Raw genomic sequence first — 14,651 nt, forward strand, 5'->3', positions numbered from 1 at the left:
CCCAGGAGGTGACGACCATGGCGACCACCACGCTCACCAAGGCCGAGGACCGCACGGCGGTCGGGCACGCCGCCCGCATCGACCACGTCTCGAAGTCCTTCGGCGGACCGGAGGGGCAGCAGCTCGTCCTGGACGACATCACACTCGATGTCGCTCCCGGCGAGTTCGTCACCCTCCTGGGCGCCTCCGGGTGCGGGAAGTCGACCCTGCTCAACCTGGTGGCCGGACTCGACCGCCCGACCGCGGGGTCCATCGAGACCCCCGGCGGGCGGCCGGCCCTGATGTTCCAGGAGCACGCCCTCTTCCCGTGGCTGACCGCGGGCAAGAACATCGAACTCGCGCTGCGGCTGCGCGGCGTCCCCAAGTCCGACCGCCGCACGGAGGCGGAGCGGCTGCTCGAACTCGTACGGCTCGGTGGGGCGTACGGGAAGCGGGTGCATGAGCTTTCGGGCGGTATGCGGCAGCGGGTGGCGATGGCCCGCGCGCTCGCCCAGGACAGTCAACTGCTGCTGATGGACGAGCCGTTCGCCGCGCTCGACGCCATCACCCGAGACGTGCTGCACGACGAGCTGACCCGGATCTGGCGCGAGACGAACGTCTCGGTCCTCTTCGTCACGCACAACGTGCGCGAGGCGGTCCGGCTCGCCGAGCGGGTCGTCCTGCTCTCGTCGCGGCCGGGCCGGATCGCACGGGAGTGGACGGTCGACATCGACCAGCCGCGCCGCATCGAGGACACCGCGGTGGCCGAGCTGTCCGTAGAGATCACCGAACAACTGCGTGGGGAGATCCGCCGACATGGCCAGCACTGAGACCGCCGCCAAGGACACCGCCCAGGACCTGGCGGGCTTGGAGGCGGGGCTGGACGCACTCGACGCGGTGCGGGTGAGCCGGACCCCGGTCCGCGAGGTGCTGGTGCGCAAGGTGCTGCCGCCGGTCGTGGCCGTGGTCCTGGTGCTCGCCGTCTGGCAGATCCTGATCTGGGCGAAGGTCACCGACGACTACAGGCTGCCGTCGCCGTCCCTGGTCTGGAGCGAGGTGACCGACGCCTGGGCTCAGGGCACCCTGCTCGGCTACATCTGGACCAGCGTCTCGCGCGGTCTGCTCGGCTTCCTGCTGGCGCTGGTCATCGGCACTCCGCTCGGGCTGCTGGTGTCGCGCGTCAAGCCGGTGCGCGCGGCGATCGGCCCGGTGCTCTCCGGGCTCCAGTCACTGCCCTCGGTGGCTTGGGTTCCGCCCGCGGTGATCTGGCTGGGGCTCAACGACAAGATGATGTTCGCGGTGATCCTGCTTGGGGCGGTCCCGTCGATCGCCAACGGCCTGGTCTCGGGCGTCGACCAGATCCCGCCGCTGCATCTGCGGGCCGGGCGGACGCTGGGCGCCACCGGGCTGCGCGGCACCTGGCACATCGTGCTGCCGGCCTCGCTGCCCGGCTATCTGGCGGGCCTGAAGCAGGGCTGGGCGTTCTCCTGGCGTTCGCTGATGGCCGCCGAGATCATCGCCTCCTCGCCCGATCTGGGGGTGGGCCTGGGCCAGTTGCTGGAACAGGGCCGGGAGACCAGCAGCATGTCGATGGTGTTCCTCGCCATCATCCTGATCCTCACCGTCGGCATCGCGATCGACCTGCTGATCTTCAGTCCGCTGGAGCGGTGGGTGCTGCGCAGCCGCGGCCTCCTCGTCAAGAACTGAGTCACGACCATGACCGCTCCGGTGCTCCTCGTCATCGCCCACGGCAGCCGCGACCCACGGCACGCAGCGACCGTCCACGCGCTCACCGCGCGGGTACGGTCGCTGCGCCCGGGGCTGCGCGTGGAGACGGGCTTCCTGGACTTCAACGCCCCGTCGGTGCCGAGGATCCTGGAACGGCTGGTCGCGCAGGGGGAGCAGGACGTCATCGCCCTCCCCCTCCTCCTCACCCGGGCCTTCCACGCCAAGTCCGACATTCCCACGGTGCTGCACGAGGCCCGGACCAGGCTGCCCCGGCTGCGGGTGCGGCAGGCCGAGGTGCTCGGCCCGTCACCGCTGCTGAACTCGGCGCTGGAACGGCGGCTGCACGAAGCCGGGATCCGTCCCGGTGACCGAAGCTCGACCGGGCTCGTCCTGGCCTCGGCGGGCTCCACGGACCCGGAGGCGATCGCAGTGATCGCTGAAATCGCGCGGGAGCTGCGGCACACCGGTTGGTGTTCCGTGCGGCCTGCGTTCGCCTCCGCCACATCTCCCGCGGGCTTCCCCCGTACCGAGGACGCGGTACGGGCCCTGCGGGACGAAGGCGTGCGCCGGGTGGCGGTTGCGCCATACGTCATCGCCCCCGGCCGACTCCCGGACCGGATCGCCGCAGGGGCGGCCGGAGCGGACGTGCTGGCCGATGTACTGGGCCCCGCACCGGAGTTGGCACGGCTCCTGCTGGCCCGTTACGACGAGGCCCGTCGTCCGGCGGTCCGCCCCGCCGTACTCACCGCGTAGCGCGGCGGACCCGTCACCCCACGTCCAGGCTGCCCGTACGGGTCCGCTTGAGCTCGAAGAGATCCGGGTTCCCGGCGAGCACCCGGAAGCTGTCGAAGACGCGTCCGGCCTCCTCACCTCGCGGTGCCGCCCGCAGCACGGGCCCGAACCACACCGCCCCGTCGACATGGATCGTGGGAGTACCGACGTAGCCGTCCGCCTCCGGGTCCTTGCCCGCGTCGTGGCTGCGCCGAAGCGCCTCGTCGTACGCCTCCGAGTGCGCGGCGGCGGCGAGCTCGGCGGGCAGCCCGAGCTCCGCGAGGGACTCGGTGATCACCTCGTCGAAGTCCTCGTTCTTCTGCCGGTGGATGCGGTCGCCCATCGCGGTGTAGAGATCGCGGAGCACCCCGTCGCCGTGGGCCTCGGCCGCCGCGACCGCGACCCGCACCGGACCGATCGACCTGTCGACCAGGTCCCGGTACCAGTCGGGGAGTTCGTTGCCGATGTTGTGCAGGTGGAGACTCATGACGCGGAAGCGGAGATCGATGTCGCGCTGCTGCTCCACCTCCAGCATCCAGCGGGAGGTGATCCAGGCGAACGGGCAGGCCGGGTCGAAGTAGAAGTCGACGGTTGTTTTGCTCATACCCCGACCCTAACCAGGCATTGGCACCACTCCCGGGCCATTCACCATCCGTCCGACTGGGCCACTTCACAGACGCCCCGAGTCGCTGCCATCCCCGGATGCCAACCATCGGCACGCTGATCCCGCAAGCCGGGCAGAGGGCCTGGCCGTCAATACAGTTTGACGACAGGCCCTGCGGACACTCGTTCGGCTCAGGCTCCGGTCCACTGCGGGTCGCGTCCGCTGTGGGCCAGTGCCTGCTCGAAGACCGACGCCGACGCGGGCACCGTCACCTCGTCGGCGAAGCCGTCGTACTGCCGGTAGAGCGCGGCCATGCCGTCGACGATGCCGAGCACATGGGCAGCCGCCTCCTCGGAGAGCCGGAACTCCTCCCCGACGGCACGGGCCACGTCCCACCCGTGCAGGGCCGTCTCCGCGATGAGCATCGCCGCGATCTCGGAGGCCGCGGAGGCCGACCCCCCGAGGTCGATCTCCCCCTCCCAGACGACCGGGTCCGCCCAGGCGGCGACGGCGCGGTCCAGTTGCCCGGCGTACTGCTGCGCCCAGTCGGCGTCGGCGGTGAAGTCCCGGCCGGTGAGCTCCTCCGGGAGGTCCTTGCGCAGGGCCCGGTGCTCCAGGCCGTGGGAGGTGTACAGCACCCAGTGGTTGACGAGCCCGCGCACATCCCAGTCACCGCAGGGCGTGTTGGGCGCGTCGAGCTGCTCGGCGCTGATGGAGCGGGCGATACGGGCCGCCTCGGCGGCGACTTCGGTCATGTGCGCGTGCTCGTTCTTCATGCCGCCCAGGCTATGATCGCGCCCCCACACCAGGATTGAAGAAAGGCGACACGTCCGGCACCGGTCCGAGGGGTGTTCCGGTGCCCGCCCGGCCCCGGACTCCGACGGGCTCGAATGCGGACGGGGCAGCACCCGCCCGCACACGAGCCGGCGTGATCAGCGGCCCCGAGCGGGTGGTGCGCTCGGCGAGTTCGTTGCCACGCCGGTTCCGGCGACCGCAAGTACTCGGTGCGCTGTCGCACACGCTCGAAGAACGCGTTCTCGTCGGCTCCGACCCGGCAAGCCTCGACGACCGCCACGTATCCGGGTGGCTGGGTGTTTCCGCAGCCCCAACACGTCCACCAGCCGCCGACGTTCTGACTCATCTGGTTGCCGCATTTGGCACACTTCATGCTGCCGTCCTCTCTCGCGGGTGGGTGTGGCCGAGACAGGCGCGGTGCAGGCGTTCCGTCACGCTGTCGACCGCGGATATCGCCTGCCCGCCGGAGCGCGGGCGGTACGCGTCGGCCCGGTCGGGGTTCGCGGCCCGGCGGCACTGCGGTGTTCGGTACCGGATGATTCGCACCCGCCCGCACGGGTCGGCCTCGTACACCTTGATCGTCGTCATCGCCATCGCGGGTACGCCCCCTGTCGCAACCAGTGAGTCCAGTACGGCTGACCGTAGGGATGGCGTGTGCGTACGCACTGGCAAAGGGCAGTTATGCGCGCACACTTCCCTCGTTAGGGATGCTCGGCGCACGCGACCTTGACGGGCCGCGCGGGGAGAGCTCGTACCGCGGCAAGGCTTCAGCTGTTCGCCATCCCGCCGACTGCCGGCCGCCATCCGGGCATTGGGTTCGCGCTCGTACCGTTCCGCCGGTCGAATCGATCAAGCGTCCCGGAGGGAACATGCGAGACCACGTACGGATCGTCTGCCGGGCAGCGGCGGTAGCCATCGCGTTGGTGGCAGCGGGAGGATCTTTCGCCGTCCCGGCGGTCGCCGCGCCGGCCGGGATCACGCAGGCCGCGGCGGCGCCGGCGCCGACCGGTCTGGCGTACAGCTATGACCCGGCCACCGAGCTGGTGACCGTCAGCTGGGATCCGAAGGATCCGGGCGACACCGTGACGACCGGCTATCGCGAGGGAGGTTGCAGCGGACCCTCGACCGCCGACGGGCCGTGCTTCGTACGGGCCTCGGGGCCGCTGCTGACCGGCAGCTCGTTCACGTTCCGCCTGGTCGCGGGCCGGACGTTCTACTTCCGGGTCTACGCCGAGAACGCGGCGCACCAGCAGACCGGATCGGCGATCCTCACCGTCACCACCTGAGGCGGGCCGGCATACGGCCGGACGGCCGGACGTGACTTGACCGGCTGATCACCGTGGCACGGTTCTAGGATTGCGGAATGCCTTCCATGCCACAGCCACTCGACGATACGTTCCTGCTCGGCGGCGAGGTGCCCGTACGCCGGCTCGGCTACGGCACCGCTCAGCTGACCGGCCCCGGGTACTGGGGGCCGCGCGGCGAGCGGGAGGATGCCGTGGCCGTGTTGCGGGCGGCCGTCGAGCAGGGGGTCACGCTCGTCGACACCGCCGACAACTACGGGCCGGGGCTGGCCGAGGAGCTCGTCGCCGAGGCGCTCCATCCGTACCGCGACGAGCTGGTGATCGCGACCAAGGGCGGTGTGGTGCGCACGAGCGACGACGCCTGGCACGTCGCGGGGCGTCCGGAGGAGTTGCGGGCGATGTGCGAGGCCAGTCTGCGACGGCTGCGCACCGACCGGATCGACCTCTACCAGCTGCACCGGCTCGACCCGGAAATACCGATGGCCGACCAGCTGGGCACCCTGGATGCGCTGAGGCAGGAAGGTAAGATCCGGTACATCGGTCTGGACACCCTTACCGCCGACCAGCTGGAGCAGGCCCTCTCCCTGACCGGGATCGCCTCGGTGCAGAACCGGTTCAATCTCCTCGACCGTTCGTCGGACGCGGTACTGAGGGTGTGCGAGGCCCACGGCCTGGCCTTTCTGCCCTGGTTCCCGCTGGCCAACGGCGCTCTGACCGGCGACTCGGCCGCAGCGCTCGCCGCGATCGCCGATCGGCACGGTGCCACCCGCGGGCAGATCGCCCTCGCCTGGCTGCTGCACCGGTCCCCCGTGCTGTGCCCGACTCCGGGCACCGGTTCCACCGTCCATCTGGCGGAGAACCTGGGGGCCCGGGAGATCCGGCTGTCCGCCGAGGACCTGAGCAGCCTGGAGGCGCTCGCACCCGCATGAAGGAGTACCCGAACGTGACCGCACCTCGTTCCACCGCGCCCCGTACCACCACCGGCAGTACTGCCACCGGCCCTGTCGTCGCCGGTGTTCCCGCCCCGGCCGCTGCTCCCGCCGTCCCGGTGATCCGGGCCGTCGGTGTCTCGCTCGTACGGGAGGGCAAGACCCTGCTCGACTCGGTCTCGCTGACTGTACGGAGCGGTGAGCACTGGGCGCTGCTCGGTGCCAACGGTGCCGGGAAGAGCACACTGCTGGGGCTGCTCGGCGCGGTCGGTCACCCCACCCGGGGGTCGGTGGAGGTGCTGGGACGCACCCTCGGCCGGGTCGATCTGCGGGAGCTGCGGTCGCTGCTCGGGCATGTCAATCCGCGTCATCCGCTGCGTTCCCCGCTCTCGGTGCACGAGGTGGTGCTGACCGGTCTGACCAACTCGGTCGAGCCGGTGCCGCGCCGGTCGGTGAGCCAGGAGCAGCGGGAGCAGGCGGAGCGGCTGCTGAAGATGCTGGGCATGGGCGGCAAGTCGGGTTCGCGCTGGCCTGCGCTGTCGCAGGGTGAGCGGGGCCGTACGCTCATCGCCCGCGCACTGATGCCGCAGCCGCGGCTCCTGCTGCTCGACGAGCCGGCCACCGGTCTGGATCTTGCCGCGCGTGAGCAGTTGCTCGACAGTCTGGACGTGCTGCGCGAGGAGCATCCGGAGCTGGCGACGGTCCTGGTCACCCATCACCTGGAGGAGCTGCCCGCGTCCACCACGCATGCGCTGCTGCTGCGGGGCGGCCGGTGTCTGGCCTCGGGTCCGGCGGACGAGGTACTGACCACGGACCGGGTCAGCGACTGTTTCGGCCATCCGGTGGAGATCTCCCGCACGGACGGCCGGTGGGCGGCGCGGGCGCAGCGCTTCGTCCGGTCCTAGGGCGTGCCCCCGTCGGGGCCGCCGGTGTCCGCGGTGTTCGCGGTGTCGCCGAAGGGGGTCGCCTGGTGGAAATAGAGCGCCCAGCCCTCTTCGGCCCGCCGCCACACCGAGCTGCGGTGGGCGAGGTGTCCCTTCGTCTCGGTGTCGTAGGTGAGGTGGACGAGGTCGTGGGCGAGCTGGATCCCGCTCATCCGGGACGCGGTCATCTGGCCGGGGCGCGGTGCGTCCGACGCGGTGAGCGAGGCGATCATGGTGTCGCGGTCCCAGACCCGGCCGGACGAGTCGATCTCGCGGTAGTCCGGGTGCAACACCTGGGAGAGGAGTTCGGCGGAGGCGCGCACGGCCGGGTCCAGGAGGCGCAGCTCGCCCTCGACCGCAGCGGCCACGCCGGGTGACGGTTCGGTCATGCCGGGGCTCCGTCGGGTACGGGTCCGGCGTGAGCCGTCTTTGGCGGTGCGGTCATCCGCACCAGCTTTTCCACGGTGTTCCAGTTGCGCGAGGTGGCGACGAGACCCTTGGTGACGGAGGTGCGGGACAGCGCGTCGGCGAGCTTCGAGCGGCCCAGCCCGTCGGGGGCGTAGAGGTAGAGCGCGCGGTCGCCGAGACCGAATGCCTCGGGGAGGTAGGCCGCCGCGTCGATCCCGGCGAAGCGGTCGGCGTCGACCGGCTGGTCGTAGTACGTGATGTGGAGCTGCTTGCCTTCGAGTTCGGCGGCCGGGAACGGGCAGGCCGCCGCAACTGCCGCCAGGTAGGCGCCGTCCCTGACCAGGCAGGGGACGGGAAAACCGAACCGCTTCTCGATCGCCTGCTCCAGTTCGGCGGCGAGGGCGTTCTCGTCGTCCGACGCGCTGCTGAAGACGGCGTTGCCGCTCTGCAGATGGGTGCGGACGTCGCCGTGTCCCAGTTCGGTGAGCAGTGTGCGGAGTTCGGCCATCGGGACCCTCTTGTGGCCGCTCACATTGATCCCGCGCAACAGCGCCGCGTACATCGTCATGGGCACACCATAGGACGATCTCTTCACACGGAGCGGCCGCCGCGCCCCGTGGGGGAGGGCGCGGCGGCCGCCGATTCCGTTGTGCCGGGCATCCTTCGCCCGGTCACGGCTGCGGGGTCGGTTACTCGACGACCTTGAGCAGCTTGTTGGGGGTGCCCTCGGTCGCGTTGGAGATCGCGTCGGGGGTGGCTCCGTCGGTCAGCGCGGTGGCGACCTCCTCCGGAGTGGCGTCCGGGTGGCCGGCGAGGTAGACGGCGGCGGCGCCGACTACGTGCGGGGTCGCCATGGACGTACCGGAGATGGTGTTGGAGGCGTCGTCGCTGTCGTTCCAGGACGAGGTGATGTCCGAGCCCGGGGCGTAGATGTCCACGATCGAGCCGTAGTTGGAGAAGGACGACTGCTCGTCGTCCACCGTGGACGAGGCGACCGTGATGGCCTCGGGGACGCGGGCCGGGGAGCTCTCGCTCGCGTCGGAGGACTCGTTTCCGGCGGCCACCGCGAAGGTGACGCCGGAGGCGATGGCCTTCTGGACCGCGGCGTCGAGCGCCTCGTCCGCGCCGCCGCCGAGGCTCATGTTGGCGACGGAGGGACCCTCGTGGTTCTCGGTGACCCAGTCGATACCGGCGACGACCTGCTCGGTGGTGCCCGAGCCGGAGTCGTCGAGCACCCGGACGGCGACGATCTTGGCCTTCTTGGCCACGCCGTAGGTCGCACCGGCGATGGTGCCCGCCACGTGGGTGCCGTGGCCGTTGCCGTCGTCGGCGCTGTCGTCGTTGTCCACGGCGTCGTAGCCCGAGCTGGCCCGGCCCTCGAACTCGTTGTGCGTGGTGCGGACCCCTGTGTCGATGACGTACGCGGTGACACCCTCGCCCGCGCTGTCCGGGTAGGTGTACGCGTCGTCGCCGGCCGTCTCGGTCTGGTCGATCCGGTCCAGGCCCCAGGACGGCGGGTTGTCCTGGGTCTCGTCGATGTGGAACTTCTTGTTCTGGACGACCTTGGAGACGGCCGGGTCAGCCGCCAGGCGCTTGGCCTCGGTGAGCGAAAGGCCGCTGGCGGAGAAGCCGTTGATGGCGGAGCTGTAGTTGCGCTTCAGCTTGCCGCCGTACTCCTTGGCGAGCTCCGCCTTGTCGGCCTTCTCGTTCAGCATGACGATGTAGCTGCCCGAGACGGCGTTCGCCGCATCGGCGCCGTAGACGACGCCCATCGCGGGAGCGGGGGTGGCGCCGGCGAGCGAGGTGTTGAGCAGGGTGACTCCGGCGGCCGCGGCCACCGCGGTTATCGCCGCGGTCAGCTTGAACCGGCGTGCGCGCTTGTGAATTGCCATGAAGAGGGGTCTCCTCGTCATTCTTTGTGGGGGGATTGACCCTCGGCCGGAAGATCTCCGGGGGTTGGCTCGAAACCCTCGCCGATTGACGCGCCCAGATCAAGACCTTCATGCGGCTGTGACTTACTCAACAAGGTTTCGTAATAAAAAACCGGCCAGCCGCGCCCAAGTCGGGCACCCGTGCCACAACATCCCCCGCAGGCACCGGGGTTACTGCCCGACCGGCACACTTCGCAGGCGGGAAGACGGGCCCCGTCCGGCCGCCCGGCCGGACGGGGCGGCGGCCGGATTCCACCCCCGTGTTCACAGAGCCCTCACGCGGTCACCAAATTGAGGTCGGGGACGGTCGGGCCGTCGCGTCAGGGGCGGACGACCCGGACGTCGGCGACCCCCATCAGTCCGGCGAGCGGCACCTTCGCCGCGGTCTGCTCCGGACTCACCGTCAGGCCGTCGCCGCGCAGCATGTCGAGCAGCATCTCGGCGAGCGGCATCACCATGTGCCGGCCCCAACAACGTTCGGAGGCATGGCCGAAGGGGAGGTAGCCGGGCTGGTCGTCGGGGTCGAGCCTGTCCCAGCGCTCGGGGCGGAACTCGTCCGGGTCCTCCCAGAGCGCGGGGTCGCGATGGCTCAGCAGCGGCAGGAGCAGGATGTCGTCGGTCGCGCCGATCCGGGAGTCGAGGGCCGGATACTCCGGTGACGCCCTGCGCAGGATGTTCCAGGAGGGCGGCAGCAGCCGCATGGCCTCGTACAGGATGTTGTGGTTCGAGGTGTCGTCGTCGAAGGGCGAGCCGAGCCAGAGCGCGTTGGCGACGAGCGTCGAGACGGTGAAGCAGACCGGGGCCGCCGCCCGCCGGTAGAGCCCCATCGCGTAGCGGCGGTCGCTGTAGTTCGCCGCTTCGGCGGTCAGGCCCGCGATGGCGGAGACGGGTGCGCCGGGGCGGAGCCTGCCGGGCAGCGCGGCCCCGGCCGCGATGACCGTCCAGGTGAGCTTGGGCGTCAGCTCCAGAGCGCGGTCCATGAGGATGCGCAGCCGGTACGGGTCGCCTTCGAGGACCAGATCGCGCAGGAACACATGGCCGACGTGCGGCCATTCACCGGACAGGTCGACCGCCTTGACGGGCTTCTTCAGCGCCGTCCGGACGTCCCGGCCGATGGCCTGCATGACCGTGGACGCCTCGGTGCGCGGGATGGACCGTCCGTGCAGCGGCTTGAACGTGGGACGCTCGACCTCGGTGGCCGGCCTGGCGGCGAGGATCCGGTCCGTCAGTTCGGCCCCGGCGACACCGACGGTGCCGGGGTCGAGACGGAAGACTTCCTCGCCCCGGTGGTCTCGCAGGAGCGCCTGGAGTCTCGGCGCGAAGACGACGTCCCGGGCACGGCTGCCGGTACCGGACATGTACATCGGTGGTCTCCAAGAAGCGGGAAGGGCCCGCGCCCGGCGGGCCGATGAGGCCTGGCCGGACACGGGCCCGAATCGACTGACCGTGTCCCTCGAAACGACGGACCGTCTGTCGGCCTAGTACCAGTGGTACCAGGCGTACGCCTTCAGGCTCTTCTCCGGCGTCATCTTGTCCTTGAGCAAGAAAAGGAACTTCATAACAGCACCTCCATCTTTTACTCTGAATTTGCATTCCGGCGTGCATGGATTGAGCCGTTCGCGGCACCAACCCCCGACCCAGGGTCGGGAATTCAGAGCCGCTCACCGCCGAAAGGAGTGAAGCCCAGCAGGAAAGGAATTGTCAATGACTTCTTTTTAAGGAAAGCGGAGGGGCATTCAGCTTTCTACAACCCTTCGAGGAGTGCGGGGGCTCCGGGATTAGACACCGTGTCACCAGGAAGGACGTGGGATCCATACCGGCACGGACGCCCGGACACAAGAGCCCGAAGAGGCTGATTCACGCCATTGAATGTCTGAATCGCCGACATTGAAGAATGCGAGGAATCGAGGCCGGTATCCGCGTGCGATTTCCCGGATACTTTCGGTTACCCGCCGAAAGAAACGTACCGGTCGGTAATGGGCGGGTCGATCGGGGCGGACACTGCTTGGCCCATGAAACTGAACCCGCGGGCACCGCGAAGCCCTCCCCGCCGGCGCCCATGTACGTGCGGGCTCGGCGCGGAGGGCTTCGGGTTTCCTCAGCGCTGGTAGCGGGCCAGGACCCGGTTGCCGTCGTCCACCAGACGCTTCCTCAGCTCGTCCGCCCCGATGGCCCCGCTGTAGTACTCCTGAAGGGCCGGTGTGGCGACCTTGTCCTTCCACTCCGGGTAGCCGCGCACCGACTGGGCGGGCGCCGGCCGCAGTGCCTTCGCGACGGCCGCACCGGTCACCCAGCCGTTCTCGGCGGTGTGCAGGGACGGGTCGGCGAGGGCCGCGGTGCCGGTCGGGAGCATCCAGTCGCCCTTGGCCAGCCGCACCATGTTCGGCGGCCGCAGCAGGAAGTCGATGAACTGCGCGGCCTCCTTCTTGTGCGGGCTCGCCTCCGAGACGGACAGGGTCTGCGGACTCACCCCCTGGGCGAGGCCCGCACTGCCCGCGGGAGCCGGCAGGACCGTCCACTCGAAGCCCTCGGGTGCCTGTTCGACGACCTGCTGGCGGTACGAGAAGCCCAGCGGAACCATCGCGTACTTGCCGCCGAAGAACCCGGGAAGGGTGTCGGAGCCGCCCATGCCGAGTGCGGTGCGCGCGGCACTGCGGTCGGTGTTGACCTGGTCGTGGATGGTGCCGGGGACGATCCGGTCGCCCTCCCCCACGCGGATGGTGACCTTGCCGTCGGCACCGCGGTGGAAGAGCTGACCGCCGCCGGAGAGCCCGAGGTTCAGCGTGACGGAGACCGGTTCCTTCAGCGGCCAGGCGATGCCGTACCGCCCCTTGACCGTCAGTTCCTCGGTGACCTGCCGGAACTCGGACCAGCTCCAGGGGTGTTCGGGGGTCGGGATGCGGACCCCCGACTCCGCGAGGATCTTGGTGTTGGCGATCAGGACGCGGGGCTCCTGGAGGAACGGCACTCCGTAGACGCCGTCCCCGAAGGTGGTGGTGGACCAGCTCTGCTGCGGGATGTCGGCGGTCAGCCTGCCGGGAAGGAGCCCACGCAGGTCCGCGAGGTAGCCGCTGTAGGCGAAGTCGGCCAGGTCGTCGGAGGCGTCGTGGATGATGTCCGGTGCCTCGTCGCCCTCGAAGGAGGTGAGCAGCTGGTCGTGGACGGTGTCCCAGCTGCCCTGGACGTAGCTGACGTGCATGTCCGGATGGGCCTCGTTCCACTCCTTCACCAGCTGCTTGTTGGCGTCGACGGACTCCTTCTGCCAGGCCAGCGACTGGAAGCTGAGCTCGATCCGCCCGCCGGTGTCCCGGCCGTCGTCCGTCCCGGCGCAGCCGGTGAGCAGCAGGGCCAGTGCGGTGGCCGCCGCGGCGGCCGTCCTGCGCAGCGATGCCCGCATCAGCTCTTCACCGCCCCGGCCAGCATGCCGCCCGTGATCCGCCGCTGGATGACCGCGAAGATGACCAGCGAGGGCAGGGTGGCGAGGAACGCGGCGGCGGCGAGCGGCCCGAGATCGGCCGCGCCCTCCGCACCGATGAAGTGGGTCAGTACGACCGGCAAGGTCTGCTTCTCCGGTGTCTTGAGCAGGACGAGCGCGAAGAAGAGCTCGTTCCACGCGGTGATGAAGGCGAAGAGCGCGGTGGCGACGATGCCGGGGGCCAGCAGCGGGGCGGTGACCGAGACGAGCGTCCGCAGCCGGCCCGCTCCGTCGACCGAGGCGGCCTCCTCCAGCTCGGCGGGCACGGCCCGTACGTATCCGACCAGCATCCAGAGCGCGAAGGGCAGCGCCCAGACGACGTACACCATGATCAGCCCCCACAGGGTGTTGATCAGATGGAGGTTCTTCAGGATCAGGAAGAGCGGGATGATCAGCAGGACGAGCGGGAACGCCTGGCTGATCACGACCCAGCCGGTGGCCACCGTCGAGAGCCTGGAGCGGCGGCGGGCCATCACGTACGCCATGGGCGTGGCGACGAGGACCGCGATGAAGGCGGCGCAGAGAGCGGCGATCAGCGAGTTGGCGGCGGCCTGCAGCAGCGGCTGTTCGTCGAACGCCGTGCGGAAGTTGTCGAGCGTCGGGTTCTCCGGGATCCAGGTGGGATGCAGGGAGCCCAGCTCGCGGGCCGGTTTGAAGGCGGTGGAGACCAGCCACAGGAACGGGAACGCCAGGAAGACGAGGTAGCCGAGGAGTGCGGCGTACTGTCCGGCGCGTGCGGCTCTTCCGGTGCGCATGCTCATCGGTCCCCGCCTCCTCTGAGCCGGCCGGCGAGATACACGGCGAGGATCACGGAGATCACCGCGACCATCACACAGCCCATCGCCGCCGCGTACCCGAACTGTCCGTAGTGGAAGGCCTCTTCGTACGCGAAGAGCATCGGCAGCCGGGTGCGGCCGCCGGGTCCGCCGTTGGTCAGTACGTAGACCAGGGCGAAGGAGTTGAAGTTCCAGATGAAGTTGAGCGCGGTGATGGAGAGCGCGACGGGCCGGAGCACCGGCCAGGTGACGGTACGGAAGCGGCGCCAGGCACCGGCGCCGTCCAGGGCGGCGGCCTCGTGGAGTTCGTGCGGGGTGTTCTGCAGCCCCGCGAGCAGGGCCACGGTGGTCTGGGGCATGCCGGACCAGATCCCCACCACGATCACGGCGGGCAGGGCGGTGGCGAGTCCGGTGAGCCAGTCCCTGCCGTCGCCGAGGCCGAGGTCGCGGATGGTCTCGTTGAGGATGCCCGCGTCCGGGTTGTAGACGAGCCGCCACATGAGGCCCACCACCACCTCGGGCATCGCCCACGGAATGATCGCCAGGGCCCGTGCCAGCCAGCGCAGCCGCAGGTTCTGGTTGAGCAGCAGGGCGAGGCCGAGGGCCAGTACGAACTGCGGGACGGTGACACCGAACGCCCAGACCAGGCCGATCCGGAACGAGTCCCAGAAGAGGGTGTCGTGGAGCAGGTCCTGGAAGTTCAGTCCGCCCACCCACTGGGTGGAGCGGGTACGGCCGGACTGGGCGTCGGTGAAGGCCAGCGCTATGCCGTAGAGCAGGGGGCCGACGCTCAGGACCAGGATCGGGATCAGCGCGGGCAGCACCAGGAACCAGGTACCGGCGCTCCGGTTGACCGGCCGGAACCGTCTGTCCTGCGGGCTGCCGGGCGGACCATGTCTCTCGGAACGTACGGTTGCACTCGCTAATGTCACGAATCCGCCCCCTTGCGTCATTCGATCGGATTCACACCGTTCTGGCCGCTCAGGTGGCCTCCGTCATCGTGCTGACGGTCCGTCGGTTCGTCAAGC

General features: G+C 69.9%; 17 protein-coding genes. 6 read left to right on the forward strand and 11 right to left on the reverse strand.

What is annotated here, in order from left to right:
* The first annotated feature begins 17 nt into the window (after window positions 1-17).
* From OG842_RS08540 to OG842_RS08550, 3 genes are read left to right on the forward strand one after another with little or no spacing between them, the layout of a single operon-like run.
* Window positions 18-809, forward strand: coding sequence for an ABC transporter ATP-binding protein (locus OG842_RS08540; protein WP_266728993.1), 792 nt, complete (start codon window positions 18-20; stop codon window positions 807-809).
* Entirely contained in the window at window positions 796-1,686 is an 891-nt protein-coding gene (locus tag OG842_RS08545; RefSeq protein ID WP_266728995.1) for an ABC transporter permease, read from the forward strand. The genes OG842_RS08540 and OG842_RS08545 overlap by 14 nt, the downstream gene beginning before the upstream one ends.
* 9 nt (window positions 1,687-1,695) lie before the next feature.
* A complete protein-coding gene (locus tag OG842_RS08550; RefSeq protein ID WP_266728997.1) occupies window positions 1,696-2,460 on the forward strand; it encodes a sirohydrochlorin chelatase in 765 nt (254 codons plus the stop codon).
* A gap of 13 nt (window positions 2,461-2,473) precedes the next feature.
* Here the strand turns inward: OG842_RS08550 and OG842_RS08555 are convergent, their stop codons facing one another.
* The 3 genes from OG842_RS08555 to OG842_RS08565 all read right to left on the reverse strand — a co-directional run bounded on the left by OG842_RS08555 (window position 2,474) and on the right by OG842_RS08565 (window position 4,471).
* Window positions 2,474-3,082 carry a mycothiol-dependent nitroreductase Rv2466c family protein gene (locus tag OG842_RS08555; RefSeq protein WP_266728999.1) on the reverse strand — a complete coding sequence of 203 codons (609 nt, stop codon included), beginning with the start codon at window positions 3,080-3,082 and terminating at the stop codon, window positions 2,474-2,476.
* Window positions 3,083-3,273: 191 nt separating this feature from the next.
* Window positions 3,274-3,858, reverse strand: coding sequence for a TIGR03086 family metal-binding protein (locus OG842_RS08560; protein WP_266729001.1), 585 nt, complete (start codon window positions 3,856-3,858; stop codon window positions 3,274-3,276).
* 388 nt (window positions 3,859-4,246) lie between these two features.
* Window positions 4,247-4,471 (reverse strand): hypothetical protein, encoded by a 225-nt coding sequence (locus OG842_RS08565; protein ID WP_328512177.1) that lies wholly within the window; start codon window positions 4,469-4,471, stop codon window positions 4,247-4,249.
* Window positions 4,472-4,746: 275 nt separating this feature from the next.
* Here OG842_RS08565 and OG842_RS08570 point away from each other — a divergent pair, with 275 nt between their 5' ends.
* The 3 genes from OG842_RS08570 to OG842_RS08580 all read left to right on the forward strand — a co-directional run bounded on the left by OG842_RS08570 (window position 4,747) and on the right by OG842_RS08580 (window position 7,015).
* Window positions 4,747-5,163 carry a fibronectin type III domain-containing protein gene (locus OG842_RS08570; RefSeq protein ID WP_328512178.1) on the forward strand — a complete coding sequence of 139 codons (417 nt, stop codon included), beginning with the start codon at window positions 4,747-4,749 and terminating at the stop codon, window positions 5,161-5,163.
* A 77-nt stretch (window positions 5,164-5,240) separates the two neighbouring features.
* Complete coding sequence (locus tag OG842_RS08575; protein ID WP_266729007.1) at window positions 5,241-6,110, forward strand: aldo/keto reductase; 870 nt, start codon at window positions 5,241-5,243, stop codon at window positions 6,108-6,110.
* Window positions 6,111-6,229: 119 nt separating this feature from the next.
* A complete protein-coding gene (locus OG842_RS08580; RefSeq protein ID WP_266733480.1) occupies window positions 6,230-7,015 on the forward strand; it encodes an ABC transporter ATP-binding protein in 786 nt (261 codons plus the stop codon).
* On the opposite strand, the gene OG842_RS08585 is transcribed toward OG842_RS08580, so the two are convergent.
* From OG842_RS08585 to OG842_RS08615, 8 genes are all read right to left on the reverse strand, one after another.
* A complete protein-coding gene (locus OG842_RS08585; RefSeq protein WP_266729009.1) occupies window positions 7,012-7,422 on the reverse strand; it encodes a nuclear transport factor 2 family protein in 411 nt (136 codons plus the stop codon). The two genes, OG842_RS08580 and OG842_RS08585, sit on opposite strands and share 4 nt — an antisense overlap.
* On the reverse strand, window positions 7,419-8,009 hold the full coding sequence (locus OG842_RS08590) for a DUF1697 domain-containing protein (protein WP_266729011.1): 591 nt from the start codon (window positions 8,007-8,009) through the stop codon (window positions 7,419-7,421). The genes OG842_RS08585 and OG842_RS08590 overlap by 4 nt, the downstream gene beginning before the upstream one ends.
* Window positions 8,010-8,130: 121 nt before the next feature.
* Window positions 8,131-9,333, reverse strand: a complete 1,203-nt coding sequence (locus tag OG842_RS08595) for a S8 family peptidase (protein WP_266729013.1) — start codon at window positions 9,331-9,333, stop codon at window positions 8,131-8,133.
* A 359-nt stretch (window positions 9,334-9,692) separates the two neighbouring features.
* A complete protein-coding gene (locus OG842_RS08600; RefSeq protein WP_266729015.1) occupies window positions 9,693-10,736 on the reverse strand; it encodes a cytochrome P450 in 1,044 nt (347 codons plus the stop codon).
* Window positions 10,737-10,850: 114 nt separating this feature from the next.
* On the reverse strand, window positions 10,851-10,931 hold the full coding sequence (locus OG842_RS45175) for a tryptorubin family RiPP precursor (protein ID WP_350985409.1): 81 nt from the start codon (window positions 10,929-10,931) through the stop codon (window positions 10,851-10,853).
* Window positions 10,932-11,470: 539 nt separating this feature from the next.
* Window positions 11,471-12,769, reverse strand: a complete 1,299-nt coding sequence (locus tag OG842_RS08605; RefSeq protein WP_328512179.1) for an ABC transporter substrate-binding protein — start codon at window positions 12,767-12,769, stop codon at window positions 11,471-11,473.
* Window positions 12,769-13,608 (reverse strand): carbohydrate ABC transporter permease, encoded by an 840-nt coding sequence (locus OG842_RS08610; RefSeq protein WP_328512180.1) that lies wholly within the window; start codon window positions 13,606-13,608, stop codon window positions 12,769-12,771. The genes OG842_RS08605 and OG842_RS08610 overlap by 1 nt, the downstream gene beginning before the upstream one ends.
* The gene (locus tag OG842_RS08615; RefSeq protein ID WP_328512181.1) at window positions 13,605-14,576 is read right to left on the reverse strand and encodes a carbohydrate ABC transporter permease; all 972 of its coding nucleotides are present in this window, start codon (window positions 14,574-14,576) and stop codon (window positions 13,605-13,607) included. The genes OG842_RS08610 and OG842_RS08615 overlap by 4 nt, the downstream gene beginning before the upstream one ends.
* Window positions 14,577-14,651 lie beyond the last annotated feature (75 nt).

This window comes from Streptomyces sp. NBC_00376, assembly GCF_036077095.1.
GTDB lineage: Bacteria > Actinomycetota > Actinomycetes > Streptomycetales > Streptomycetaceae > Streptomyces.